This is a genomic window from Bacteroides caecimuris (genome assembly GCF_001688725.2).
Classification (GTDB): Bacteria; Bacteroidota; Bacteroidia; order Bacteroidales; family Bacteroidaceae; genus Bacteroides; species Bacteroides caecimuris.
The window spans coordinates 3,994,028-4,020,686 of the sequence record NZ_CP015401.2 but is presented as its reverse complement, the minus strand read 5'-3'; the positions used below and the strand labels follow the sequence as shown (position 1 = coordinate 4,020,686).

Sequence of the window (26,659 nt, the reverse complement as noted above, 5' to 3'; positions counted from 1 at the left end):
TAGCGTAACGACATGAAATCTATTTTTTCAACATTCAAAGGGCTTCACAAGGACGGCAAACCGCTTGACTTTTTGGCAACGTGGAAAAAGACTTTTGATAAGGCTTCCGAACGTGAAACAACCCTTTTTCAGAAGATGTACTGTGATAGCTGGTTTACTACCAACACGCCCCAAATGTCATTGACTGCCGAGGCACTTGTAGGTAAGTACAACTTGCGTTTCATGGCTACATTGATTGGTGATGAATCACCTACACCTATGAGGCGTTCTGACGGCTTCGATGTGTGGACTAAGGAAATCCCCCGTGTGGGTCACAAGTTCCCCATGTACGCACGTGATTACCGTAAACTGATGGAGGTTTACGAAAATCCCCGTTTGAGTGAATCAGCTAAGGTGAAGCAAATTGAAAAGCTCCTTACCCACGACATGAAAGATGCTTATTTGGGCTGTAAGGACGTGATGGACTTTATCGCTCTGATGGCATTCTCTAATTGGGGTGTGGCTCAGTTCGTGCCGGAAATCAACAATCCGGGTGGACGTAAGTACGAGGTGGATTATCAAATGCCGGAAACAAACAAGCTGGTATCAGCTTTCTTGTGGAACTCTGCCAATACCAAAGCTGGCAAGTTGTCCCCAGTCTTGATGTTGTCGGCTATCTGTAGTGACCTGCGTAACCGTGGCATTGAGCCGGGCGAAATCCTTATGAGCCAAGACCTCTATTTTTGGTTGCGTATGGACGAAACGACCCGTTTGTTGGTACATGGTAACGATAAAAAGGCTCAGACCGTAACAACGGCTCAGATGGCAGATTTGCTTGCTGGTAATGAAATCCCCCCTGTAACGGTGATTACCCGTAAAATGGGTATGGATATGGACGGTAAGCGTAAATCGCTTGAACCGTGGAATCACAACTTTATCTGTATCAAGCCTGCCGGGGTTATCGGTGAAATTCAGCCCGCCATTGAAGATAGCGAGTTGATAGAGGAAGAAAACGTGGACTACATGAACGCTGGCGGTGGTATTCGTATCGCCAAGTGGCGTACCGGGGAATCCACTGGTCAAGTTGCAGCCGAATATACACAAGGCTCTGGACGTTTGTTGCCTCTTATCACTGAAATTGGTGCTATCATCTGTTTACAGGTGCGTGGCTTTGAGGAAAAGGAAGTACCAGCCGATGCAAACGGTGTGGCACGTACCTATTGGACTAAATCCGAATTTGAGAGTGCAACAGCTCTTGAAGTAGGCTAAACCTTTTGCTTATGGAACTGACAGTAAAGAAAGCGTTTATAGACAAAAACGACAAAGGCAAAATCTACAAGGTAGGTGAAACCTTGCATACCGATGAGCTTAACCGAGTTAATGATTTGGTTGCAAGGGGCATTTGTGTGATTAAGTCTTTGGAAAGCAAACAGGCTGAAAAGGTCACTTTCCAAGACAATGAATATGATTTGAATGTGGTAAAGGATGCTTTGGAATCCATCAATGCCCCCGTTGCCAAAAATGCCGGGGTTAAAGGTGTAACCAAAGCGATTGAAGCCCTTTCAGATGAGAGTGTAACGGCTTTGAAAGAAGCCCTTGAAAAATAGTAGTGATGGGAACTTTGACAAAATACAATGCGTTGGTGGGTGAGCTTGAACCCTATACCCCAAGCCGCCTTGCTTTGCAAAAGGCACTTGCTGATGTGAAGATAAGCGACTGGGATAGTGAGTACAATGCCGACACAGACCAACGCACGATAGCCATAGCCGCTATAAAGGTGCTAAAGCGGATGATTGTGCTTACCAATGACACGTTAGGTAAGTCCTCACAAGGCTACAGCGTGGAGAAGTTGGAGAAGCGCATTAAAGACCTTTGCAACGAGAACGGTTTGGACGTTTCGGATTTTGTCGAAGTTTCTTCCATTACGGACGGCTCTAATTTGTGGTGATATGGCACGGAATAACGGAACTTTCAGATACACCGCTTTGCCCCTTGAAGCAACGAGGGATGAAGCAACGGGATTTTACACGGACGATGATGCGCCCGTGTGGGTGAAAGGCTGTGAGTGTCAAGTGGAGAAATTCATACCTGCCAAGCAACGATTGGGAACGGACGGGCAAATGTATTCATACACCTTTGATGTGTTTTTACCATCCTACTTTGAGGGTGATTTGAGTATAGGCGCACGTGTGGAAGTGACTTTGGAGCGTGGAGGTGTGGATGAGTTCACCATTTCGGGAATAGATGATACAAACCCTAAATACATAGAGATATGGGGATAATGCCGATGTTTGACAAAGGGGCTATCTTAAACCCCGTGGCTGCTTTCCAAAAGCAACTTGAATTGGCTTTCGTAACCTTGTTAAAATACATGGGCGAAAAGCTGGCTAAGTATGCTAAGGATAGCCACAACTACCAAGACCAAACGGGCAATTTAACCAACTCTATAGGCTATGCCGTGGTACAGAATAAGGAAATCGTTTACTATGGTGGGTCAGACCAGCCCGGAGAGGGTGCGAAAGCCATGTTGGAGGCTGCAATGAAGTATGCCGCCACGCTGCCAAACACTTTTTCCCTCATTATAGTAGCCGGAATGAATTATGCCGCCTACGTGGAAGCCAAAGGGTACAACGTGATTCTACCTGCCGAACTGAAAGCCAAAAGCGAACTACCTGCCGAGATTAACAAGTTGGTGATGAAAGCTAATAAGAAAGCAATCGAATTATTCGGGAACGCAGCATGATAACGACTGAGGAAATAGCAACAAGGATTTACGCCATGCTTCAAGCAAGCGAGGTGAAAAACTTCATTTCGGGTGTGATTGATTACGAGCGTAACGACTACACCAAAGAGGATGTGATAATTGTCCCTCATACGATAGACGGTGAAGCATCCGTGCGCTACGGTCAGATAAACGTGAATATTCATGTGCCGGATAAGGTGATAGCCAAAGGCAAGGGGAAAGCCGTTTACAGGACACATTTTAAGAGGCTCATAGAGATAAGGGCAAAGGTGGTTGAGGTGTTGAAAAACCATTATGAAAGTGGGAAAGGCTATAACTGGAACATAGGGCGGTTTAACCCACCGATTAAGGAGAAAGACCAAAACGAACATTTTGTTTCCCTTGCTTTGGAGCTTACAGTAAGAGAAAAGAGTATCAACCAATAAAAATTAAGATTATGCCGATTTTAGCAACAATGGGGTTGAAAAAGATTTATATCGCCCCTGCCAAAAGTGACGGAAATATGCCCGCAAAAGGCAATGAATGGCTTGATTTGGGCGATGTCTATCAAGACACTTGTAGTCTGAAAGACGATTCCCCGGAAATCACGGAACACAAGTCGGAAACTTCAAGCAAGGTTATCACGCTTGTTGGTGAAACACCTACGGCTATTGAACTTTCCTTGATGGACCCGGATTTGACACAGCTTGCACGTTACTTCGGTGGAACACCTACCGGGGAAGATGGTAAGCGTGTTTGGATTCGTCCCAAGAAGTTGGAATACAAGGAATGGGCTATGTGGATTGAGCCGGAAGAGGGCTTGTTTGTCGGATGTGCCAATGTGCGTATCATCCCGACATTCGAAATTACCTATTCTTCAAAGGGTATCTGCCTTGTGCCTATGACTATCAAGTTCCAATCAAACTTGCAAGCAAGCGAGGAAATGAGCGACCCAACAGTAGCATGACACTGAAAAAGTCTGAGAACCGATAGCCTCCTATCCCCGGATGGGGGGCTTTTTAACTTTTAAGACAAATGGAACAACTGAATAATGAACGTGAATTGACCCGTGAAGAACGCTTGGAAATCGAAGAAAAGGCGATACAGGCACTTGTGAACATGGGAGTGAAATTCAATGTACCGCTTAAAATTAACCCGGTAAAACCGCCACGCTTCATCCGTTGGTGGAATAAGCATTTTCCGAACCATGTAAGGATGTGGCGTGACAAACGTATTCCCAAAGGCTGGGATGTGTCCGAAACAGAAGTACCCAATGCCGCTTTGCAAACTATGGAGCGTGTATATATGCGCCACTTCCATTTGAAGCCTCTTTATTTGGGTACGATGGATTGTTTGAGGCGGTTGTATCTGAATATAGAATACGATGAGGAAAAGATACAAGCCGAACCCATACAGGAAAGCAAACGCCTTTTCAAGTATATTCCTCTGATGGCTGAGATTGCAGCCGTAGCCGTGCTTAACAATCCCGTGGTAGCTGACCCCTCTAAAGACAAAGAGGTGAAAGCCTTGAAAGCGTTTTTCATGGAACACCTTACATCTACCCGGCTTGAAAAGCTGGCAGACGTGATAAGCCAAATGATGAATCCCGGGGGTTTTACGTCCTCTATTCGGTCAATACGGGAGATAGGAACGACCAATCCGAAGAAACTCAAAGCAAACCGAGTAGAGTAATCGGGCTAAATAGCCCGTGGGGTAATCGTGGGGAAATTATCAAGTCCTTTGGCTGGACTTACGATTATCTGCTTTGGGGTATCAGTTGGCTAAACGTACAAATCATGCTGGCAGATGCGGCACGTGTGGAACAAGAGCCGGAGCAAACGGACGGAAACAAAGATGGTGGGAAGCCGCCTGTACAGCTAAAGACAAAGGATGATATTAAGAATTATCTGAAAGGAATAATGTAATGGATAATATAAACGGAGCGTTGGCGTTCAAAGCCACCCTTGATATAAATGATTTCAACGTGTCGGCACAAGCGATGGAAAGGAGTATCAAACAGGTTTCATCCACAGCCGTATCGGAATCGTCTGTGATGGATAACTCCATTCAGAGCTTTGCGCAAAATGGGGCGAAATACATTGTTTCCTACCTCGTTGGGCAGGGTATGGGGACTTTGCTTCAAAGTATCGTGCAAACACGTGGGCAGTTTCAACAGTTGGAAATTGCCTTTACAACCATGCTCAAAAGTGGTACGCAAGCAAAGGGCTTGATGGATAGGCTTATTGATACAGCCGCCAAAACTCCGTTTGACCTTTCGGGCATTGCGAGTAGTGCCAAACAGATGCTTGCTTACGGCTCAACCGTGGATAATGTGGTGGATGAGCTGGTAATGCTTGGTAACGTGGCTTCGGGCGTGGGTGCGCCACTACAGGATATTGCCTACCTCTATGGAACGCTACGGACACAAGGCAGGGCATTTACCGTGGATATTAGGCAGTTTGCCGGGCGTGGTATTCCCATCTATGAGGAACTGGCTAAAGTGCTTGGCGTAACCAAAGATGAAGTTTCCAACCTTGTAACGGAGGGTAAGGTTGGCTTTGCGGAAGTAGAAAAGGCTTTCCAAAACATGACGGGTAAAGCCGGGACTTACTACAACCTCATGCAAGAACAAAGCAAGTCCCTAACGGGTATGATTTCCAACATGGGTGATGCGTGGGAACAATCGTTAAACAAGTTGGGTGCGGATAACCAAGATGTTTTTGCCGGAGCTATTGAAAGTGCTACCTATATGGCAGAGCATTTGGATGATATTTTGCGTATTTTGAAAGCCGTTGCTATAGGCTATGGAAGCGTGAAAGCCGCTATTGTACTGAATACATTAGCCACAAAGGGATATACGGGCGTTGCTCTTTTGGATAACACGGCAAGGCAGGCTAAGATTTCCTTAATGAAGTTGGAAGCCGTTGCTACTGGGCAGATGGTAGCTCAGACAAAAGCGATGGTTGCAGCCCAAAACAGCCATGTCGCAGCATTGCAAGCGCAACTGACGGTAGAGGAACACGCCAACATGGTAAAGCAGTTACGCATTGCCACCATTCAACAAATGCTTACCATCCAACAAGCAGAATACCTTTCCAATTTGAATCTAACGGCTTCTTCTGCCAATTATGAGGCGGTGGCTCTGAGTGTTCTTACCGTTGAACAAAAGCAAGCTCTAAGCAAGTTAGACTTGTCGGCTAAAAGTGCCGTGTATCGTGCCGCTTTGGAAAATGAGGTTGCCGTTAAGACACAAAACAGTGCGGCTACCTTAAATGCCATGCGTACCGATGTCAAGGCAGCAGCCGTAAAGATGGAATCGGCACGGGCTGATGCACTGGCGGCAAAGGCGGCTGTAGAACGTGCCTATTTGGAAGTGTACAGGGCACAACAGACTGGGAACGCTGAAAAGATAGCCATTGCCACTAAGAAGATGGAGGCAGCGGAGGATAACGCAGCTATCGCACGAAAGACGGCTTTAGCCACCCAATCCGATTTTTACGCAAAGAAAAAACTACTTGAAGCTACAGCCACCAAGCAATCCACAGCCGCTTCCGTGGCAGATACTACGGCAAAGACAACACAAGGGGCTGTAACTTCCGTACTGACTGCAATCACGACAAAAGCAACGGTAGCGGTGAAAGCTCTTTGGGCTTCCATGATGAGCAATCCTATCGGCTGGGTAATGGGATTGATAGGTGCATTAGTCAGTGTAATTACTCTTTTTACGGGCAAACAAAAAGAAGCGACCACGGCAACGGGTGAATTTCAAGATACCACGAAAAAAGAGATTGACGATTTGAATTTACTTTTTGCCGTATTGCAAAATACGGAGAAAGGAACTCAAACACATAAAAATACGATTGAAAAAATCAATGCCGTATGTAAACAATATAATAAGACATTGCTTGATGAAAACGCTACACTTGATTTACAGCGTCTTAAATATGAGGAATTGACTACAGCCATTCAGCAAACTACAGCCGAAAAAATCAAGGCTAAATATACCGAACAAGCTATGCAAGAACTGGTACAAAGCCAAACGGATGCACTTGATAAGCTGAAAGAGAATGCCGAAGATGCAACCTACAAAGAAATTCAAGAAGTTATGGAAACCACCCCGGAGGGTGTAACCGTTATGATGAATAAGGTTGTTGATGTGGCTTCAAGTTCTATTCGTGGAGCTTCGGGGGCTGTATGGGATGCGGTAGAATCTATGGCGGTAGAATCCGCAAACCAATTGAAAGGGCTAACAGGTCAAGCCTATACCGATGCGTTCAATAACTCATTAAACAGCATTGTTTCACAAGTCAAGCAAAGTACAAGTGCGACTGATAAAGAAATGGATGCTTTCAAAAGTAACATAAAAACATATCTTGAAAGTATTGTACAATCAGCAAAAAAGGCGGATGAAACCATAGGCAAGGTGAATAAGGAATTAGAAGCGTTCATTGCTCCGAAAGATACGACTTCTGTAACAGAAAGTACCGACTATGTGGCTATGTCGTTTAACGAGCTGGATAAGAAAATAGGTGAAACTCAGAAAAGTATTGATACCCTCAATGCCAAAAAGGTAAAGGTGGAAGCCGATAATACCCAACTGAAAGAGTTGAAAGACTTGTTGGATAAATTGAATGGTGCTGTAAACACCAAGACTACAAACCTTAACACGGAAAAGGGAATATCAGACCGTATCAAGCAGCTTAAAGATTTGCGTGAAGCTGCCATTATCGGTAGTTCTGACTATAAGAGCTATGATACGCAAATAAAGAAGTTGGAAGCCCGTTTACCCAAGCATACCACGGGGGATAAAGCGGATAGTGCCGCCAAGCAACTACGTGAAAGGCAACTTGAAGCTGACCGCAAATTGGAGGCTGACCGTATTGCAGTCTTGGAAGAGGGCTACGAAAAACGCAAGCGCACCCTTTCGCTCCAACACAAGGAGGCATTGGATAATATAGACAAAGAGGAAAAGGCTTTGGCTAAAGCTCGTAAGGATGCCGGAAAAGGTGGCTTATCTAAGTCTGAAAAGGACGGCTTCGATGAAAGGCGAACACTTGAAAACAAGAAATATGACAAAGCCCAAAACAAACTCTTTGACGGTGAAATAGAGTACAAGAAACAGCAATATGCCTTGTATTTCCGTTGGGTGCGTAACATGGGCGAAGATGTAGCCAATACCCAATTTGCCACGCTTTTAAAAGGCGGTAAATCGTACAAGGAGTATGTGGAAAATGAAATCAAGGCTCTAAAGGATAAACAACAAGCCGGAACACTCACAGAGGGAGAAAGTAACCAACTTATTTCCCTTAATATGCAATACAATGAAATCACGGGGGCAAAGTCCGCTATGGATTCTTTCAAGGAATCTGTATCTAAGACCATTCAGCAAGCCCAAACACTTGCCGAGAAGTTGGAAGCCATAGCCGATGCAAAAGAGAAGCTGGCTAATGGAAGTTCCGGGCTTGTGGGTGCTGACGAAAAAGCGGAAGCCACTTTATTTGTTTCAGAAGAAGATGAAAAGTTACAGGAAGAAGTACAGCAAAAGATACTTTCCTCTTACAGAACCTTTGAGGAACAAAGAAATGACATCCAAAAGGAATACGCCTTGCTGCGTGCTGCCGCTCAAAAGACGGGCGACCAAGAACGGATTAACCAAGTAAACAAGTCGGAGGCAGAAGCGTTAAGCACCCTTACCGCCAATATGTTAAAGCAATCGGATAGTTGGAAGAAGTTATTTGGCGATTTGGATAGCCTTTCTGTAGCTGAAATAGATAAGTTGGTGGCTGATATTGAAACAAAGCTAAAAGATGCGGATTTGAAACTGAATCCCGTAGATTACCGTGCTTTGATTGATAGTTTGAATCAAGCAAAGGAAACGCTTATTTCAAAGAATCCTTTTAAGGCTTTAGGCACGTTCTATGATGATTACATTGAAGCCAAAAAGAAGCTGGCAGAAGCCAAAGCGAATGTTGCTGCCGGAAAGGGTACGGATGAGGATGTGAAAAAGGCAGAGGCTGACATGAAGAAAGCCGCCAAAGGCGTAACCAAGTCCATTGAAACGATTACCGATACGGCTACCACGTGCGGCAATGCCATTGCATCCATGTTTTCTGATTTGGGACAGGATGATTTGGCAAACGGCTTAGGCACTGCAATGGAGTTGTTCGGGCAGTTGGGCAATGCCGCCGCCTCTGTAGGTAAAATGATGAGCGGTGACATATTGGGAGGCGTTACGGGTATGGTAAGTGCCGTTACTTCTGTAGTGGGCATATTTGCCAAATTGCATGATTCCAAGTATGAGAAGAAAATTCAAAATCTGCAAAAGGAAATAGATGCGCTGGAACAATCCTACAACCGTTTGGAACGAGCCTACAATAATACTTATTGGGTGTTCAATGATAGCCAACGTGAAGCCTACGAAAAGAATATCCAACTGATTAACGACCAAATACGGGCTTTGGAACAAGAAGCCAATATAGCAAAGAAGAATTGGGATTTTGCCCGTTACGCTCAACTCAACAAGGAGATTAAGGAACTCAACAAACAGTTGAAGAATGCGGAAGAAAACGGAGATATGTTTTCTATCTATGAGGCTCAGAAAAAGAACCTCAAACAGCAACAAGAGGATTTAAGAAAGCAAATTCAAGCTGAAAAGGATAAGAAGAAAACCGATAACGGAAAAATCCAACAGTGGAACGAGCAAATAGAATCCATTACCCAACAGATAGAGGATTTGGATAGGTCAATGATGGAAACGCTTGCCGGAACGGATGTAAAAACCGCCATTGATGAATTTGCCGATGCGTTGGTAGATGCTTATTGCAAAGGTGAGGATGCAGCGGAAGCATTGGGCGAAAAGACAAAAGAAGTCCTTAAAAAAGCGGTTGTGGAAGCGTTGAAACGTGAGTTTTTGGCAAAGGGAATCAATGATGCCGTTCTCTATTTGGGAGAATCCATGAAAGACGGGAAACTGACCGATGTAGAGAAGCGAGAATTTGAAAGGATGGTGAACGCTGCCGGGGATTTGTTCAATTCCGCATTGGAGGGTATTGGTGATTGGATTAAGGATGTGGAGGAAGAAACCGTACAGCAAGACCCCCTTACGGGTGCGGTTACTTCCATGAGTGAGGAAACGGGCGGTGTGATAGCCGGGCGGTTGAATGCCTTTGTCATAAACCAAAGCGACCAAACCTCTATTATGAGGCAGGCACTTGTTTACCAAGCAGAAATAGCCGCCAACACGAAGTTGAGTGCATCAGAGCTGACGGAGATTAAAACTACTTTGAAGCGCATTGAAAATAAAGATAGTTCACTTTTATCACAAGGAATAGCATAGTTATGGAACTGGTACAACAACTTAAAGAGGATGGCAAGGCAAAGGGGCTTTGCCGGATGTGGCAAATGAAGCTAAGAACGGGGCTTGACTATGAGCAACTGATACAGCTTTACATTAAGGGCATAGATTTCTGTATATCGGAGAATTACCCCACGCTTGACTTTATACGGGAACACTTCAAAGGCAAATGCGAGGTTTACGGGGTGTTTGTGGATGATGAGGTTACGGATAAGGTGAATTTACCCGATGTGGTGCTGAATGGTGACTGCAAAGCTATGTTGGAGTATGACGGCTATTCTGTTTCACGGGTATATGCACGGCATGATTCCCATAGTGCCGTAAACGTGTCGGACAATGCGATTGTTACCATAGACGCTTTCGATAACTCGTATCTGTATGTGGCGGTAGCCGGAACGGATGCAAAGGTGCTTGTGAATCTGTATGGCAATGCCAAAGCGGATATAGAGGGAGTGGGGATAGAAGTTAGACAAATGAATAAAAATACTTACTGATATGGATAAGAACATGATTTTACACCTGCCTTTCGATGACCCGGACGGTAGTATAGCTTACGACTTTTCACAGTACCGCAACGATGCCACCTTATCGGATGGTGCGGATTTTTCTAAGAAATCTAAAGTGGGTAAATCACTTGCTTTGAATGGTACGGGCGAATGCGAAACAGCTCGTTCCATACCCTTTAGCGGTAATTTTACACTTTGTTTTTGGGTGCTGCCTGTTTCTCAAAAGTTAGGCTGGGTGCTGAATATGCCCGGTATAGACAATTATAAAGAGCAATGGCTTGATGTAATGCCCGATGGCTGGATTTTCTTTGCTTTCGTTAAGTCCGGCAATATGTTTACCGTCTATGAGAACACGACCCGGATATTCAGTGAAATATTACCAAAGACACCAACGGGGCTTTCCATCAACGACCAATCACTTTTTGGGACGAAAGCCTTGCTGGACGAAGTGAAACTGTTTGACGTGGCGAAAGAACCCCGTGAAATATTCGAGTTGCAGAAAGATACGGATGTGGAATATTTCATAGACGGAAAGAACTTCAAGGAGTTTGGGGTATTCGTTTCCAAAAGTGCCGGATTGGTTGGACGGTTGGAGCGCAAAGAAGCCTTGCAAGTGAACTGGGACAATTACCACGGTATTGTAAGGGATAAGAAGCGACCACGCTACAAGGAACGCAACATTACGCTGGATTGCTTTATTGAGGCTTCGGGACGTGCCGCCTATGTGGAATGGGTAAACCTTTTCTTTTCCCAATTCGATGCGGAGGGGAACCACCGTTTGCGTGTGGACTATGACGGAAAGGCAAAGCCTTTGGTATATGAAGTGGAATTGCTGGATGAGGCAGACCCGGAAAAGAGCTGGGGACAATATAGCAACGATTTGATGGTGGGTACATTCCGTTTAAAGCTGGTGGAAGATGAACCTGTGAAAAAAGTGCTTAGATATATAGGTGGAACTGCAAACGGCAAGGCTACGATTACCGTCACTTCGTCCAAGCTGCTTAATATCTATTGGGGTGACGGCACGCACACTTACGATGTGTCCGGCAGCGAACAAACGATAGAACACACTTACGTTACACCCGGTGAATACGAGATAATCGTTTCGGGCGTGATTGAAGACATTGAAAAATTTGAAACCAATGCTATTGTGATATGGGAACTCTTGAAATAATCAGGCGCAACGGTGAAAAGGTACGCTTGTTTTCCAAAGAGCCGTTTTGTACGCTGAAATCAGCCGCTCAAAACAGTTCCTTAATGGGGGATGATAACGTACAGCTTTCCATTGTTTCCTCTGAGTTGCTTAATTTAGGCAAGGGAGATAAAATCATAGTGGAGGGTGAAGAATACACCATCCGTACTAAGGTGAACCGTGAAATGCTTTCGGACAACCATTATGTGCATGATGCCACTTTCTACGGAGTGATGTACGAGCTGATGAAAAGCCTGTACCGAAACACCGATGCAAACGGGAAATCCAGCAAAAGCACGTTTGACCTCACTTATAATATCCGGGACTTTGTAAAGGTGCTTATCTACAACGTGAGCCGTGACTATCCGGGCTTATGGGCTTTCGATGAAGCTAATTGCCCGGACACAGAACCCCGTACCATTTCCTTTGCCCGTAACAATTGCCTACAGGTTTTGCAAATGCTTTGCAGTGACCGTGAATTTGATTTGGAGTTTCTCATTACCCAAAAGGACGGGGTGCGTACCATCCACATAGGAAAGTTCGGTGCAAAAGTTGTGCCCCCGGGTGGCAACGCTTTCTTTGAGTGGGGCAAAGGCAACGGCTTGTACAAGCTCAAAGAGCAAAAGGTAGATGATAAGACCATTATCACAAGACTTTGGGTGGAGGGTGGCACGACCAACATTCGGAGTGATTACAGGGACTATTCAGAACGCCTACAGCTTCCGTTTCCAGTGCGTTTGAACAAAAAGGAACACAGACTATGGGACGGTACAATAGTACCGCCTCAGAGCGAATATATAGGCATATCCGATGATAACAAGCGTTATTTGGAGGATGGCGATTTGAGGGATGCACTGGGTAGTGATGAGGATGCTGTGACGTATGATAATATTTTCCCGAAACGGACGGGTACGGTTACTGCTTTGGTGGCTGATGATATAAACAGCTTCATTGATGATACAATGGACTTTGACCTGAACGAGAAAGACGATAAAGGTACAAAGTATCTGATTAACGAGGTATCGGCAAAGATTACTTTCATTTCGGGTAAATTAGCCGGACAACAATTTGAATTGGCGCAAAAGGGAGGATACGACCATGCAACAAAAAGGTTTACGCTCATTCCATTTACGGACAACAGGGGGCTAACTATTCCTACCACTGAAAGCGAGGCTTACCGAATAACGGAGGGTGACACGTATAAGATTACGGATATTCACCTGCCTAAATCTTATGAAGATGATGCAGAGGAAGATTTATGGTATGCCGGATATAACGAGTTCAAGCCACGCACACAGGCACGGGCGCAATATCAGCTTACCTTTGAACGCTCCTACTTTCTGAACGCTTTGCCAAGCGATAGCGAAACAACCGTCTTTCATGTGGGTAACTATGTACCCGTGAAAGATGAGCGTTTCGGTATTGAGAAGAATATCCGCATCCAAAAGGTGACAAAGAACCTGCTTGTGGAGCATGACTATACACTGACCCTTTCGGACATTACAGCCATTTCCCCAATCACTCAAACGGTTGTGGATGTGGGACGGCACGAAACAATCATAGAAAACAATCGGCTTCGGGACTTGACTAAGGCACGGAGGGGATGGCGTACAACAGAGGAACTGCGTACAATGGTGTATGATACGGACGGTTATTTTGACCCCGAAAACATCAAGCCCAATTCCATTGACACCAATATGCTTACGGTGGGGTCTAAGAGCCAACAATTTGTTTTGATAGATGTGATACTGCAAGCCAACGTAAACGGAATATCCAATCGTTTTGATGCTTCTGCCGGGGTATTGGCTCACTTGACTATTGATGATGAGATAATCAAGCATTGGAACATGGCGGCTGGCTCATTCACTCTATCAAGCCCAAAGGGGTACTATGTGTTTGCCAAGTGCTCCAAGAAAAGCACGGATGGCATTTGGTATGTGACACAGGAACAACTAAAGGTTGAACCAACCGAAGACCCGAACAACTATTATTTCCAAGTGGGTATATTGGGGTCGGTGCATTCGGATGATGATTTCAGGGACTTTACCACTACCTACGGATTTACCCGTATCAACGGAAACACTATCACTACGGGTAAGATTATAACAAGCGATAAGGAGTGCTATTTGGATTTGGACGGCAACAAGTTCCGTATCGGTGATTCTTCAAGTTCTATTGATTGGAACGTAACGGCAAAACGCCAATTAACATTGCACAACGTCCGTTTGCTTTCTGATAGTGGGGACACCTCACATATCGGGGTGTTCCGTGGCACATATAATCCGAAGTACGTGTACTATGCCGGGGATGAGGTGACTTATACGGTGAATGGTGAAACGTGTACTTACCGATACACCAACCCCACGCCAAGCATGGGCAACCTGCCTACCAATTCCGTATATTGGTCGGTTGTGGCGAAAGGTTCTACTGGGGATAAGGGAGAAAGCGGTTTATCCGTATTCTATACCTATAATGACAGTGAAACCAAGCCTGCCACCCCTACGGGGGATGGCTCTACGGGAGGTTGGCACAGAACTTCGTCCGAAAACGTGGTTTGGATGAGTATAAAGAACGCCAAGACCGATACGGAGGGTGCGTGGGGTATTCCTTTTCGTGTGCGTGGTGCTGATGGTACTTCAATCAATATCAAAGGTTCTAAGGACAATGTTTCACAACTGCCTACCGTTGGAAATTCAGAGGGCGATGCTTATCTAATCGGGGGCAACCTCTATATTTGGGATGGCACGAACTGGAAAGATGTTGGAGCTATTAAGGGGGAAGATGGAAAGAGTAGCTATCTTCATAAGAAGTATTCCGATGATGGCGGCAAAACGTTCACAGCCGGAAACGGTGAAACACCCGGAAGATGGTTGGGTTTGTATGTGGATATGATACCCACCGATAGCGACAAACCAAGTGCCTACAAGTGGAGCGACACGAAAGGACAAGACGGAACGCCCGGTTTACCCGGTGAAGATGGGCGTACTCCATACTTCCATATCAAGTATTCGGACAACGGGGGAATGTCGTTCACTGCAAACAATGGTGAAGAGCCGGGCGATTACATAGGGCAATACACCGACTATGTGCAGAAAGACAGCGACAACCCGATGGATTACACGTGGGCTTTAATTAAAGGAGAATCGGGTACGGGTGGAACGGATGCCGGAGCTGGCGAATACTACGAATACCGTTACGCTAAAAATGGCTCGACTTCAACGCCCCCCACTTTGGATATTAATTCTTCCAATCCTGCCGGATGGACTACGGAAATGCCAACACTTGATGAGTTTGAATACTTGTGGTGCATCATGGCTAAGAAGTCCGGGCTTGCAGACCGTACCAAGTTCTATTTGCCCATTGAGGAAAACAATTTTTCTGATGTTTCGGGTAATGGCTACAATGGCGTATTGGGTAGTGGAACGGTGGTAAAGGACGGAACGAGATATGCCCTCAATCTGAGTGGTGGAATGGAGAGCCGTATTCCTTATGATTTACCCTTTGGGGAAAGTTTTACACTCTGTTTTTGGATGAAGTCAGAACAAAGGCAAATAAAGTGGATGTTGAACGGGTATAACGGTAGGCACTATGTGGAAAAGAGTATTGCAATCACGCCTAACACGTGGTTTCACCTTGCATTCCGCTTCAATGACTGCACCGTTACGGTATTCAAAAACGGGGAGCAATTACATAGTGGCAGTGTTAATATCATGGCTGTAGGCTTTGCTATTTACGATGATGATGTATTCGGCTCTGCCGTATATTTCGATGATGTGCGTTTGCTGATGGGAGCTTTGCCTGTGAATGATATTGCTTCCGTGATGAATGGCAAGGCAGACACGATGGTACAGAAATGGAGTACCCCTGTACGTATAAACTCCTATAATGGTGATAAAGGCGAACCGGGTACGAGTGTAACGTTGGCAGATGTGGAGTATGCGCAAAGCACGTCTAATACCGTTGCGCCTACTACGGGGTGGCAGACAACCGCTCCTACATGGATTGACGGGCGGTATATATGGAGTAGAACGAAAGTGTCTTATTCCGATAATACGACCACATACACTAAGGCGGTTTGTATTACAGGCGGCAAGGGTACTACTGGTGTTGGGGTATCGTCCATTGTGGAGCAATACTACCTATCCAGTTCGGCAACCTCATTGCTTGGTGGCTCATGGGGTACAACACGCCCAACTTGGAAAGATAAATGGTATATATGGACACGCTCGGTTATCACTTATACGAATGGAACGAGCGACACCACGGCTGCAATATGTGTCACGGGGTCGAAAGGTGATAAAGGCGAACCGGGTGATAAGGGCGAAAAAGGAGATAGCCCGGCTGCTGTATATCAAGGATTGTACAGTAGTAGCAAAACTTATTACGGCAACAAATACAGGTTAGATGTGGTAAAGTACAATAATGTGTTTTATGTTGCCCGTATTGATGCAGGAACGTTCTCGGGTGTCGTGCCGACCAACACAAGCAAATGGAATACTTTTGGGGCGCAATTCGAGAGTGTGGCAACCAACCTATTGTTGGCTGAAAACGCCAATATAGCCGGGTGGGTATTCCGTAACGGACGTTTGGAAAGTCAGAATGGAAATGTATATATGGACGGGAATAAAGGCGAAGTACGTCTAAAAGGCACATTGCAACTATCAACAGGATTTAGCGGCAATTTCTCCGATGTAAACCTATTCTATCTTCCGGAAACGACAAGCGAACGCAATATTACTATGGGCTATGAAAAAGAGGATATAGGTAAAGTATGTCGGCTTTATAATAGTGGGGCTTTTGGTAAAGCCAATTATCTTGTTGAGATGAATACGTTTTCAATAACTGATAATGTTACTTCGTCAAGTTCATCTTTATATGCTTTAATAAGACCGCAAGAAATTGTCGAAATGACTTGTTTTGAGCGTAAGGGAAGTACGCCAAGTAAAATTCTTGGAGAGTGGACGATAACAAGCCGTTTTTCAAGAGATGATTTTATAACAAATGGAGCTACTGGGCGTTTTGCCCGTATTATGGCGATGGGTACGTTCTATGGTAGTAGTGGCGCAAGTGTAAGCGGCAAGTTTTTCGATGGCAGAAACCTAAGAGAGGTATTTACCGCATCAAGACAAGATACCGGGCGTTACAGACTTTCGTTTGCGAATGGTACACTGCCAAGCGGCTACATGGTAATGGTTTGCGGAAATGGTACTATAAGCGGAGGCTCTAACCCGTTAAAGGCGAATGTGTATGTACAATATTCTACCTATTTTGAGGTAATGACTTCCGATGATAGTTCAAGGAATGACGGCAATTTCAATTTTGTAGTGTTTGCCCCGGATTGGGATTATAAATATTGATATATTGAAAGGAGGTGTTTATAATGGCAAAGAAAGGCGGTAAGAAAACAAGTAAAAAAGGCAAGGGTGGATGTAAATAGCCCTCATGTGTTTAGTTTTGTCTGAAAATGTGTTTAGCGAACACATTTATGATTATATTTGCAGTTAGATAAACTTGATTTACTTAGTGAATTATGGAAACAACAATGTATAGCCTGCGGATTCTTTCCAAAGGCAAGGTTACAGACCTTTCCAATGGTTTTGCTTTGGGTGGTGTTCCGTTTACCATCTTTGTACGACCTAAAGAGGTTACGATGGAAACAAGTACGCTGCTTAAATGCAAGCTCATTTGTGATAAGGAATTTAGTATGTTCCCCGTACCTATCGGGGATTGGACGCCCGGAGCGATAACCGTAATATCCCCAAACGGTATCGACCTTTCGGTATATGATGTGTATTGGGGTGCTGGTGAAACATTAAATAACTTATAGCTATGGGATTATTATTGGGAAGCGGAAACACGAAACCGCAATATCCTTACGACCAATGGTATGGGGTGCAAGGTGATTTCAACTCACAGGACTACAAACTAAAGCGTGTGGGTAATTTGGATTTGCACCGTACATTACCCATTCAAGCGAAGCTGAAACGCTTTGTGGAAAACCCTGACGGCTCGGTTAAGTATTACCTTAACCAAAATGACAGCCGTAAAAAGGATTCGGGTGCAACGGCTGTGATTGACAGCACGGACGGTAATGTAATGCTTGAAAAGCCGGAATATTACTTCAAGTTGGAGATAGAGGGGACGAAATGGATTCGTGCCTATTCCGAATATCCGTTGCCCGGCTTTATCAAGATGGAACGAAAGACGGTAAGCCCGTGGTATGCAACGGTGGATATTACCAACTCTGTAGCCGTTTCGGGATGTTGGCTCACTTGGAATGGCGATGAAATTGCAAGGGATTCAGACGGATTTGTTATACTCAAAGCGAATGCCGCACAATTCAGAGGTGGTTCGGGTGCTGGTGATGCCGCTAAGGATGGTACTTACAACTCCATGTTGGGTATGCCTCGTACTTCCATTTCAAAGGCTGGTGTTCGTCCTCTTTGCAAGAACGGAACACACCACGGGGCGTACAGGGTGTACAATGAAATTGCTTGGTTGCAACGTGTGGAATATGCCTCATTGCACTGCCAAGATGCTTACACCGAAACGCTGACTGCTGACGGATTCCATCAAGGAGGCTTAGGGAGTGGTCCGGTTGTTAATGGTACGGAGTGGAATACATGGGGAGGTTACAGACCCTTTGTGCCTTGCGGTGTTACTGCAACGCTGGGAAACAACACGGGTAAGGTGTCCTACACCATCAAGGGATGGACTGGTGGCGATAAGGTGGTACAAGTAACCTCTTACCGTGGCTTGGAAACTCCTTATGAATACTTGTGGATGCTTGCTGATGATGTACTAATTTGGCATAAAGCGGATGTGTCTATTGCCTATGTATGCGAAGACCCGACAAAATTCACCTCTCATTCAGATAGTGCTACTACCGTACCTATCGGATATGAAGCCATTACGGAGCTTCCACGAACTGAGGGCTATGTGCTTTCTATGGCTCATTCCACTAAAGGTTATTCCTTTGCCGAAAAAGTAGGAGGTTCAAGTAATAAAGGGTATTGCGATTACTATTGGACTCCCACAGGTGGTAGTACGTGGTCTGCTGTAGGCTGGTATGGTGCCCTTTTGTCTGCTGTTGCGGCTTATGGTGCGTCTGCGGGTTTCGGTTGTCTGAATGCGAATACTCGTTCCTCGCATGCGTATGCGAACATTGGGTTCCGCTTGTGCCGTTTTTGACGGACTGCAAAACTCGGTGAACGGAGCAACGAAAATGGCGTTGGATTGAAAAAAATAAAAACATAACAGGGTTGTGGCGGCTGGTGCCCTTTTGTCTGCTAATGCGAATAATGGTGCGAATGCGGGTTTCGGTTATCTGAATGCGAATAATCGTTCCTCGAATGCGAATGCGAACATTGGGTTCCGCTTTTACCGTGGTTTCAACTTATAACTGTTGCTGCCACGCCCTTACCTCACAGGGACTATCGGCACGTCTGATAGTTGGTAAAATAATATGGATTAGGACGGTGCAAGTAAGTAATTGAAAGCTCTGTTTTAGAACAACGGCACAAATGGGTGTAGTAAAGACTGAATACGGGTTATGTTATACGGCTGATACCTGCTTTAATCAATACTCGGATTTTGAGGATTGCGGTTTATATGTCGGTGATACAGGAAAGATATTCATTTCCCAAGCTAAGAAAATTAAGAATGTTTATCACCTGATATATGAATGCTCCAACCTCATACGGGCGCAATATAAGGCACAGCAAGGCAAAGGAGAGCGTACCGAAATATCCAAGTTCAATGAGAACATTTTGGAGAATTTGGATAGCTTGTACTGGGACTTGCGCAATGAAACTTATACCCCCGGTGAATATCGGATTAAGGTTATATATGAGCCGAAAGAAAGGGTGATTATGATTGCCCCGTTCTTCCCGGACAGGATAGTACACCATTGCATTATCAATGTGTTGGGGCGTTACTGGACTAACTTCTTCATTGCGAATACATACGCTTGTATCAAAGGGCGTGGTATTCATAAATGTATGGAGGATGTGCATACGGCTTTAATCATAGACAGAAAAGGTACAAGGTTCTGTTTGAAGATTGACATCAAGAAGTTCTATGATAACATAGACCACGCAGCATTGAAAAGGATAATCCGCTACACTATAGCGGATGAACAACTGTTAAGGCTGTTGGATAAGATAATAGATAGTAACGGTAAAGACAAGGGGCTGCCAATAGGCAATTTCACAAGTCAATATTTGGCTAATCTCTATTTAGCATATTTCGACCATTGGGTTAAAGAAGAACTGGCTAAGATAGTGATGAAGCGTTTTGGGGTGAAAATCTACTACTATCGCTATATGGATGATATGGTGATACTATGCGCTGACAAAGAGGCACTGCATTTCGTACTCGACATGATGGGGCTTTACTTGGGTGGCGAATTGAAAGTAGAGATTAAAAGCAACTGGCAGATATTCCCGGTTGATGCTCGTAGCATTGATTATGTGGGATTCAAACAAAACCATTACGGCATATTGCTAAGAAGCGGTATTCTGAAAAGGTTTTATAAGAAATTCCACCGCACCATCAATAAATACGAAATCAAAGATGAAACGGATATTAAACACTTCTTCCCATCTGAATATGGCTGGATAATCAGATGCTCGGAGGAACACAGTAAATTCATTTTTAATAATTGTTTGAACGATGGAAGCAAATGTTTTGACTACAGGGCTGCTGGCTAAGACTAAGCCGGAGGTGATAGATTCTCTTAATAACGGGCAGGGAACGTTCCTTTATAACCATAACATCAAAGAGGTTAAGGTTATTGCAGACAAAGAGGGTGGCATTGAGATTACGACTGATGCGGAACGTGCCACAGGCACGATGTTCCAATATGACAGCGTGAGGGTGGAATATCCAAAAACGGCTGATAATATTTTCAGCACGTTGCTTACTGCAAGATACCCGGCTAAGACAGAAAGTAAGCTGGTAAACGAATATCAGTCTGCCATGCTGGGATTGCTTGCCGAAAGTGCGAAATCCCCCTATGAGAACTTTTTGAAAGACCGTTTGGCTATCCGTGAAATGGTGGATGCCGATTGTGAAACCTATAATATACCGATGGACTTATGAACGAGGTAATGGACTTTGAGGAAACAGAATCCTTGAATGAAGATATTTTCGATTGTGAATACACCTCAGTAGATGCCGTGATTAATGAGGTCACGGTGTTTACGGGATGTAAGGAAAGACAGACAGAGAACGGAACGAGAACACTAATCGCCTATGGCGAGGGTATCGGTGCATCCGCTTTCTATACTGATAGTAAGAAGTTGAAAGATGTTGTTTTAGACCCGAAGCGCAAATATCCATTTCGTGCCGTAATCAAAGTGGTACGCTATGGAACGATGTACGGGTTTAAGTTCTTTCCACCGAATACTCCAATCACGCAGGAGGATAGGGATAACTTTGAGTATTACAAGCGAAACAAGTATAAGAAAAACCGATGATGGAAGAAAGTTTGAAAGTAGCACAAGGCATAAGCGATTTTGGCTTTATGGTGATAGTGTGCGCTGTGTTTCTCTGTTTGGCGGCTGCACTTATGGTAGCTTGTTTCAAGTGGTTCAAGTCTATCATTAACGACATGATTAAAAGCAATCAGTCTATGGTAGCCGAACTTCTGACGGAAACCAAAACCCAAAATGATATGCTCACTGACATTGCAGAGGGGTTAAGACCCGAAACGCAGTTGCGGATAAAAAACATATCAAGCATTTACTTTGACCTTGCCGTTGAGAGGGTTTGCCGTATAATAAAGAAAGTGCGTGAAGAAAACCACATCGCAGACCGTGAAGCCACGAAAGCGAAAGTACACACCTTGATTATGAATATGCACGAGGACAGAAACAGCCGATTTGATGCACATTCGTATCGAGGGAAACGATTGTCAAGCTACACTTCGCCCGAATGGATTGAATGGGTAGAGCAATGTGTGTTGTCAGAGGTTTATGCGGAAACGGTGAACAATGGCAGAGCTTATACCAATGTACAAATGGTATATGACAGAATTAAAATAGATTTTTACCATAAATTGAATCAAGAATGAAGATACTTATAGACAATGGGCATGGAGAAAATACACCGGGTAAACGCAGCCCGGATGGAACTTTCAGGGAGTATGCCTATACAAGAGAAATTGCGGATGAAGTCGTGCGTGAACTGGCTAAACGTGGCTATGTAGCGGAACGCATTGTTAAGGAGAACTTGGACGTGCCTTTGGCTGAACGTGCAAGGCGTGTGAACGAGATTTGCGCCCGATATGGAGCTAATAACGTGTTGCTTGTTTCCATCCACTGCAATGCTGCCGGGAATGGCGAATGGATGAATGCCCGTGGATGGTCTGCCTATACCACTAAGGGCAAAACGAAAGCTGACGAACTGGCAAACCGAATGTATGATGCTGCCGCTTGCTTTATTACCGGGCAAAAGATTAGGCGTGACTATTCGGATGGCGACCCGGATTGGGAGGAAAATTTTTACATCCTTTCCAAGACGAAATGCCCGGCTGTATTGACGGAAAATTTCTTCATGGATAACAAGGAAGATATTGCTTACCTTACATCTATGGAGGGGAAACAAAACATTGTGAACACCCACGTAGAGGGTATAATCCAATACATCAAGGAATATGAGAAATAAAGCGTTTTTGATATTAATCGCCCTCTGTGGGCTTTTGATGGCGGTTACCTTTGGGCTATGGGCTTATTGTTCCAAGTTGAAATCAGAAAAGGAAAGATTGGATGGCAACCAAACCGCCTTGTTGGAGAAAATTAAATTTTACCAAACAGAATCCGGAAAATCCGCTGCTTCTGTACAGGCATTGACTTTATCCAAGTCTGAGGTGGAAAAGCATTGTGCCGACTTGACGAATACCGTTAAGGAACTTGACTTGAAAGTAAAGAGGTTACAAGCGGCTTCCACGAATGCAACAAAAACGGAGGTGGAGGTACAAACCATAGTTAAGGATAGCATTATATACCGTGATACATCCTATCTTAAAGTCCAAGCAATACGATGGAAAGACCCGTGGATAAATGTTGATGGCTTAATCATGCCCGATAAGAAACTGGATTTACGCATACAATCTGTAGATACCCTATTTCAAGTAGTGCATAGAGTGCCTAAGCAATGGTTGTTTTTCCGATGGGGAACAAAGGCTATTAGGCAAGAAGTTGTAAGTAGCAATCCCCATACCAAAATAGTGTATTCGGAATATATAGAATTGAAGAAACGGAAAAAGAAATGATTAGGTGTTAGTAATAGAGTAGAACTTTTGTTCTGAGCCGGGTTCGCTGTGAAGTGCGCCCGGTTTTTCTTTGTCCTTTGAAATAAAAGTCATATCTTTGCAGTACCGATTCTGAAAATCGGTGTTGCATTGTACCCCTGTATTCTTCTTTTGGAGAGGCAGGGGTATTCAACAAAAATGCAAAAGTTCTACTATAGTTCTACGAAAAATTGAAATAGTCTCGCAAGTGACTGATACTCAAAGTTGGATTAGAAGTTTCCTAAACTTTAGATAGGGGTTCGATTCCCCTCGGGGCTACTACAAAGAAGAATCTATGGGAAGAAGTTGTGTTGTAGGCTTTCATACTGTATCAAGTTTTAAGTTTTACAATGGCTTCTTTTAAGATGAACGTCTTATAGCTTCTATTTGTTTTAATAATCAATAGAAAAAGCCTCTACCGAATGTTCGGAAGAGGCTTTTTCTATTTCTGGAATTTATTATTCTTCCGTAGTTGCTGCTACGACTTTTTTGTTCTTCATCATGTTGTATGCAATCGGAGATGCAATAAACAGTGAAGATAATGTACCGATAACAACACCCAGGATCATTGCGAATGCAAAGCTACGGATTGAATCACCACCAAGGATGAAAATACACAGCAATACGATCAATGTACTTAATGATGTATTGATGGTACGAGCCAGCGTTGTGTTCAGAGAGTCATTGAACAACATACGTTTGTCGCGTTTCGGATATAAGCCGAAGAACTCACGTACACGGTCGAAGATTACCACCTTATCATTAATAGAGTAACCGATAGCTGTCAGGATAGCACCAATAAATGTCTGGTCAATTTCCAATGAGAACGGCAAGATACCCCAGAATAAGGAGTAAGCACCGATAATCATAATGGTATCACTTGTCAGCGCTACAATAGAGCCTACACTATAAGCAATGTTGCGGAAACGGATCAAGATATACAAACCGATGGCGATCAATGCCAGAACTACAGAGTAGATAGCGCCTGTCTTGATGTCATCTGCGATACTCGGACCTACTTTCTGTGAGCTTACGATACTACCACCTGTGTGATTGTCACGGTCGATGAAAGTTTCCAATGTGATGTTCTGAGTCAATACTGGCTTCAAGGTTTCATATAGATATGATTCGATTTCAGAATCTACATTGTTGCCTTCATCTTCGATACGGTAGTTTGTACTGATACGTACGGTCTTTTTGTCTGTACCGATAGCAATAACGCTGACGTTAGCGTCGCCAAATTTGCTAGAGATCAATTCACGAACTTGTTCCGGTTCTACAGGATTCTCAAATTGTACCTTAAAGTTACGTCCACCGGTGAAGTCGATACTCTGGCTTAAACCGCGGATAGCGAACGAACCGATACAAACGATGATGATGGCACTTACGATAATCATGGATTTCTTGTTGGTTCCCATGAAGTCGAAATGTGTATTGGCCATCAGGTTCTTTGAAATCTTGGTCGTAAATGTCAGGTTCAACCACTTGTCTTTATTCATGAAGTGTTCGTAAACGATGCGAGTGATGAACACGGCAGTAAAGAAGGACACAAGGATACCGATAATCAGCGTCGTAGCAAAACCACGAATCGGACCGGTACCGAAGTTGAACAGGATGATACCTGTAATGATAGACGTCAAGTTAGAGTCGAAGATAGCCGAGAATGCATTGGAATAACCGTCGGCAAGTGCTTTCTTCACTCCTTTGCCTGCACGAAGCTCTTCTTTTGTACGTTCATAGATAAGTACGTTTGCATCCACTGCCATACCCAGTGACAACACCATACCGGCAATACCGGACATTGTCAGTGCGGCCTGGAAGGACGAAAGAATACCCAGCGTGAAGAAGAAGTTGAGGATTAATGCGCAGTTGGCAACCATGCCTGGGATGAAGCCGTACATAGAGCACATGTAAATCATCAACAGAATCAGCGCTACAACGAATGAGAAAATACCTGCGTTGATAGATTCCTGACCCAGTGACGGACCAACGATATCTTCCTGTACGATGTGAGCCGGAGCCGGCATCTTACCTGATTTCAATACGTTAGCTAAGTCCTTAGCTTGTTCCGGTGTGAAGTGACCTGTAATCTGTGAACGTCCGCCTGTAATCTCAGAGTTTACGTTCGGTGCAGAATATACATAGTTATCAAGAACGATAGCAATGGAACGGCCAATGTTCTGCTTGGTCAACTGAGCCCAGCGGCGTGCACCGTCAGAGTTCATTGTCATGCTTACAGCCGGTTTGCTGTATTGGTCGAATTCGTCTTTTGCATCAGTTACTACGTCACCTTCCAACGGAGCTTTACCATTACGCTCAGTAGATTTAATAGCATATAATTCGAAAGTTTGGCCTTTCTTGTCGAATTCGGAAGGAGAAACACCCCATTTCAGACGAAGGTCTTTGGGAAGTTCTGCTTTGATTTCCGGCATAGCCAGATATTTGTTGATGTCAGCAGTATCTTTGTAGTTAGCATAACCAATAACAGGACCCTGTCCGCTGGAATTCAACTGAAGCATTGACAACAGAGGATATTGCTTTTTGATTTCTTCCATGTTGACGGCTGCTTTGTCTTCAGCGGCTGCATCACCTTTCAAGGCGGCTGCAAGGCTGTCGGCAGCGCTTACAGCTTTTTCCTCAACCGGAGTAGCTTCGGTAAGGGCTGCTTCAATAGTATCTGTATCAGCTGTTGTTTCTTCTGCTAAAATACCACGCAATTTAGCGTCTGCAGATTGCATGGCAGGAAGGATTTCTCTAGCTGTATAGGTTTCCCAGAATTCCAGATTGGCAGAACCTTGGAGAAGTTTTCTCACACGTTCCGGCTCTTTGATACCCGGAAGTTCCACCATGATACGTCCCATTTTGTCTTCCAGGCTCTGGATGTTCGGTTGAACGACACCAAAACGGTCGATACGGGTACGAAGAACGTTGAATGAGTTTTCAACAGCAGCTTTTACTTCTGCTCTCAACACTTTTTCAACTTCTGCATCTGATGATTTCTGGTTAACTTTATCTTTCAACTGTTGTGTTGCGAAAAGTTCGGAAAGTTTTGCGTCCGGAGCAATTTTGTGGTATTCTCTGATGAACAGGGTGATAACATCATCCTGACTGTTGACTGCTTGTTTTGCAGCTGTTGCCAATGCGTTGTTGAAAGCTTCGTCAGGCTTGTTGTCTGCCAATGCTTTGATAACATCAGGTACGGAAACTTCGAGGATAACGTTCATACCACCCTTCAGGTCCAAACCTAAACTAATCTCCATCTCACGACATTGTTTCAGTGTCCAGTTCCACAGCATTACTTTCTCGTTAGAGAGAGAGTCGAGGTAGTCTTGTTCCACTTTCGGGTCGCCGTTCGCAATTTCTTTCGCCTTGTTGGTATAATGGCGTGTTACGAAGGAGAAGGAGAGGTAGAACACGCATACCAGCGTGAGTAATACCGCAAAAACCTTTACAAATCCTTTGTTTTGCATTTTACTTTTAATTTATGATGATTACTTCTTTAATTTAATTTTCAGTTAAATTCTGTCGTACACAAGTGCTTTCTGCCGCATACAAGGCTGCAAATATAGTTTTTTTTTCACATTTATATGTAAGAAGCCCTCAAATATTTGAT

22 protein-coding genes and 1 tRNA gene are annotated in these 26,659 nt (G+C 44.3%); 22 read left to right on the top strand and 1 reads right to left on the bottom strand.

Going from position 1 to position 26,659, the window contains the following annotated elements; translation table 11 throughout:
- The first annotated feature begins 12 nt into the window (after positions 1-12).
- The 22 genes from A4V03_RS17490 to A4V03_RS20890 all read left to right on the top strand — a co-directional run bounded on the left by A4V03_RS17490 (position 13) and on the right by A4V03_RS20890 (position 23,325).
- Positions 13-1,248: a hypothetical protein gene (locus A4V03_RS17490; protein WP_065539753.1), complete on the top strand. Its 1,236-nt coding sequence runs from the start codon at positions 13-15 to the stop codon at positions 1,246-1,248.
- An 11-nt stretch (positions 1,249-1,259) separates the two neighbouring features.
- Positions 1,260-1,586 carry a hypothetical protein gene (locus tag A4V03_RS17485; protein WP_024986351.1) on the top strand — a complete coding sequence of 109 codons (327 nt, stop codon included), beginning with the start codon at positions 1,260-1,262 and terminating at the stop codon, positions 1,584-1,586.
- A 5-nt stretch (positions 1,587-1,591) separates the two neighbouring features.
- The gene (locus tag A4V03_RS17480) at positions 1,592-1,927 is read left to right on the top strand and encodes a DUF6706 family protein (protein WP_005655413.1); all 336 of its coding nucleotides are present in this window, start codon (positions 1,592-1,594) and stop codon (positions 1,925-1,927) included.
- 1 nt (position 1,928) lies between these two features.
- Positions 1,929-2,261 carry a hypothetical protein gene (locus A4V03_RS17475; RefSeq protein WP_005655412.1) on the top strand — a complete coding sequence of 111 codons (333 nt, stop codon included), beginning with the start codon at positions 1,929-1,931 and terminating at the stop codon, positions 2,259-2,261.
- Positions 2,252-2,722: a hypothetical protein gene (locus A4V03_RS17470; RefSeq protein WP_005655410.1), complete on the top strand. Its 471-nt coding sequence runs from the start codon at positions 2,252-2,254 to the stop codon at positions 2,720-2,722. Before A4V03_RS17475 ends, A4V03_RS17470 begins: the two co-directional genes overlap by 10 nt.
- A complete protein-coding gene (locus tag A4V03_RS17465; RefSeq protein WP_024986350.1) occupies positions 2,719-3,147 on the top strand; it encodes a hypothetical protein in 429 nt (142 codons plus the stop codon). Before A4V03_RS17470 ends, A4V03_RS17465 begins: the two co-directional genes overlap by 4 nt.
- Before the next feature lie 11 nt (positions 3,148-3,158).
- Positions 3,159-3,668: a hypothetical protein gene (locus tag A4V03_RS17460; protein WP_024986349.1), complete on the top strand. Its 510-nt coding sequence runs from the start codon at positions 3,159-3,161 to the stop codon at positions 3,666-3,668.
- 68 nt (positions 3,669-3,736) lie between these two features.
- Positions 3,737-4,393, top strand: coding sequence for a hypothetical protein (locus tag A4V03_RS17455; RefSeq protein ID WP_032592241.1), 657 nt, complete (start codon positions 3,737-3,739; stop codon positions 4,391-4,393).
- A gap of 104 nt (positions 4,394-4,497) precedes the next feature.
- The gene (locus A4V03_RS21465) at positions 4,498-4,626 is read left to right on the top strand and encodes a hypothetical protein (RefSeq protein ID WP_005655406.1); all 129 of its coding nucleotides are present in this window, start codon (positions 4,498-4,500) and stop codon (positions 4,624-4,626) included.
- The gene (locus A4V03_RS17450) at positions 4,626-10,037 is read left to right on the top strand and encodes a tape measure protein (protein WP_065539752.1); all 5,412 of its coding nucleotides are present in this window, start codon (positions 4,626-4,628) and stop codon (positions 10,035-10,037) included. Before A4V03_RS21465 ends, A4V03_RS17450 begins: the two co-directional genes overlap by 1 nt.
- Positions 10,038-10,039: 2 nt before the next feature.
- Positions 10,040-10,549: a hypothetical protein gene (locus tag A4V03_RS17445; RefSeq protein WP_005655404.1), complete on the top strand. Its 510-nt coding sequence runs from the start codon at positions 10,040-10,042 to the stop codon at positions 10,547-10,549.
- Position 10,550: 1 nt separating this feature from the next.
- Entirely contained in the window at positions 10,551-11,735 is a 1,185-nt protein-coding gene (locus A4V03_RS17440) for a hypothetical protein (protein WP_008642527.1), read from the top strand.
- A complete protein-coding gene (locus tag A4V03_RS17435; protein ID WP_236588604.1) occupies positions 11,717-17,110 on the top strand; it encodes a LamG domain-containing protein in 5,394 nt (1,797 codons plus the stop codon). Before A4V03_RS17440 ends, A4V03_RS17435 begins: the two co-directional genes overlap by 19 nt.
- Positions 17,111-17,283: 173 nt before the next feature.
- Positions 17,284-17,580 carry a hypothetical protein gene (locus tag A4V03_RS17430; protein WP_024986348.1) on the top strand — a complete coding sequence of 99 codons (297 nt, stop codon included), beginning with the start codon at positions 17,284-17,286 and terminating at the stop codon, positions 17,578-17,580.
- Positions 17,581-17,582: 2 nt separating this feature from the next.
- Positions 17,583-18,944, top strand: coding sequence for a hypothetical protein (locus A4V03_RS17425; protein WP_065539751.1), 1,362 nt, complete (start codon positions 17,583-17,585; stop codon positions 18,942-18,944).
- Between the two features lie 332 nt (positions 18,945-19,276).
- Positions 19,277-20,464: a reverse transcriptase/maturase family protein gene (locus A4V03_RS17420; RefSeq protein ID WP_008642534.1), complete on the top strand. Its 1,188-nt coding sequence runs from the start codon at positions 19,277-19,279 to the stop codon at positions 20,462-20,464.
- Positions 20,427-20,855 carry a hypothetical protein gene (locus A4V03_RS17415; protein WP_005650561.1) on the top strand — a complete coding sequence of 143 codons (429 nt, stop codon included), beginning with the start codon at positions 20,427-20,429 and terminating at the stop codon, positions 20,853-20,855. Before A4V03_RS17420 ends, A4V03_RS17415 begins: the two co-directional genes overlap by 38 nt.
- Entirely contained in the window at positions 20,852-21,232 is a 381-nt protein-coding gene (locus tag A4V03_RS17410) for a hypothetical protein (protein WP_005650559.1), read from the top strand. Before A4V03_RS17415 ends, A4V03_RS17410 begins: the two co-directional genes overlap by 4 nt.
- On the top strand, positions 21,229-21,828 hold the full coding sequence (locus A4V03_RS17405) for a hypothetical protein (protein WP_009038912.1): 600 nt from the start codon (positions 21,229-21,231) through the stop codon (positions 21,826-21,828). The genes A4V03_RS17410 and A4V03_RS17405 overlap by 4 nt, the downstream gene beginning before the upstream one ends.
- Positions 21,825-22,421, top strand: a complete 597-nt coding sequence (locus tag A4V03_RS17400; RefSeq protein WP_005650556.1) for an N-acetylmuramoyl-L-alanine amidase — start codon at positions 21,825-21,827, stop codon at positions 22,419-22,421. Before A4V03_RS17405 ends, A4V03_RS17400 begins: the two co-directional genes overlap by 4 nt.
- The gene (locus A4V03_RS17395; RefSeq protein WP_065539750.1) at positions 22,411-23,028 is read left to right on the top strand and encodes a DUF6549 family protein; all 618 of its coding nucleotides are present in this window, start codon (positions 22,411-22,413) and stop codon (positions 23,026-23,028) included. Before A4V03_RS17400 ends, A4V03_RS17395 begins: the two co-directional genes overlap by 11 nt.
- Before the next feature lie 216 nt (positions 23,029-23,244).
- Positions 23,245-23,325: transfer RNA gene (locus tag A4V03_RS20890), tRNA-Arg, on the top strand.
- Positions 23,326-23,504: 179 nt separating this feature from the next.
- Here the strand turns inward: A4V03_RS20890 and secDF are convergent.
- Positions 23,505-26,516 (bottom strand): protein translocase subunit SecDF, encoded by a 3,012-nt coding sequence (gene secDF, locus A4V03_RS17390; protein ID WP_065539749.1) that lies wholly within the window; start codon positions 26,514-26,516, stop codon positions 23,505-23,507.
- Positions 26,517-26,659 lie beyond the last annotated feature (143 nt).

Coding starts and splice junctions, on each gene's coding strand:
- A4V03_RS17490 (WP_065539753.1), top strand. CDS start 13: ATGAAATCTATTTTTTCAACATTCAAAGGGCTTCACAAGGACGGCAAA.
- A4V03_RS17485 (WP_024986351.1), top strand. CDS start 1,260: ATGGAACTGACAGTAAAGAAAGCGTTTATAGACAAAAACGACAAAGGC.
- A4V03_RS17480 (WP_005655413.1), top strand. CDS start 1,592: ATGGGAACTTTGACAAAATACAATGCGTTGGTGGGTGAGCTTGAACCC.
- A4V03_RS17475 (WP_005655412.1), top strand. CDS start 1,929: ATGGCACGGAATAACGGAACTTTCAGATACACCGCTTTGCCCCTTGAA.
- A4V03_RS17470 (WP_005655410.1), top strand. CDS start 2,252: ATGGGGATAATGCCGATGTTTGACAAAGGGGCTATCTTAAACCCCGTG.
- A4V03_RS17465 (WP_024986350.1), top strand. CDS start 2,719: ATGATAACGACTGAGGAAATAGCAACAAGGATTTACGCCATGCTTCAA.
- A4V03_RS17460 (WP_024986349.1), top strand. CDS start 3,159: ATGCCGATTTTAGCAACAATGGGGTTGAAAAAGATTTATATCGCCCCT.
- A4V03_RS17455 (WP_032592241.1), top strand. CDS start 3,737: ATGGAACAACTGAATAATGAACGTGAATTGACCCGTGAAGAACGCTTG.
- A4V03_RS21465 (WP_005655406.1), top strand. CDS start 4,498: ATGCTGGCAGATGCGGCACGTGTGGAACAAGAGCCGGAGCAAACGGAC.
- A4V03_RS17450 (WP_065539752.1), top strand. CDS start 4,626: ATGGATAATATAAACGGAGCGTTGGCGTTCAAAGCCACCCTTGATATA.
- A4V03_RS17445 (WP_005655404.1), top strand. CDS start 10,040: ATGGAACTGGTACAACAACTTAAAGAGGATGGCAAGGCAAAGGGGCTT.
- A4V03_RS17440 (WP_008642527.1), top strand. CDS start 10,551: ATGGATAAGAACATGATTTTACACCTGCCTTTCGATGACCCGGACGGT.
- A4V03_RS17435 (WP_236588604.1), top strand. CDS start 11,717: ATGGGAACTCTTGAAATAATCAGGCGCAACGGTGAAAAGGTACGCTTG.
- A4V03_RS17430 (WP_024986348.1), top strand. CDS start 17,284: ATGGAAACAACAATGTATAGCCTGCGGATTCTTTCCAAAGGCAAGGTT.
- A4V03_RS17425 (WP_065539751.1), top strand. CDS start 17,583: ATGGGATTATTATTGGGAAGCGGAAACACGAAACCGCAATATCCTTAC.
- A4V03_RS17420 (WP_008642534.1), top strand. CDS start 19,277: ATGGGTGTAGTAAAGACTGAATACGGGTTATGTTATACGGCTGATACC.
- A4V03_RS17415 (WP_005650561.1), top strand. CDS start 20,427: ATGGAAGCAAATGTTTTGACTACAGGGCTGCTGGCTAAGACTAAGCCG.
- A4V03_RS17410 (WP_005650559.1), top strand. CDS start 20,852: ATGAACGAGGTAATGGACTTTGAGGAAACAGAATCCTTGAATGAAGAT.
- A4V03_RS17405 (WP_009038912.1), top strand. CDS start 21,229: ATGATGGAAGAAAGTTTGAAAGTAGCACAAGGCATAAGCGATTTTGGC.
- A4V03_RS17400 (WP_005650556.1), top strand. CDS start 21,825: ATGAAGATACTTATAGACAATGGGCATGGAGAAAATACACCGGGTAAA.
- A4V03_RS17395 (WP_065539750.1), top strand. CDS start 22,411: ATGAGAAATAAAGCGTTTTTGATATTAATCGCCCTCTGTGGGCTTTTG.
- secDF (WP_065539749.1), bottom strand. CDS start 26,516: ATGCAAAACAAAGGATTTGTAAAGGTTTTTGCGGTATTACTCACGCTG.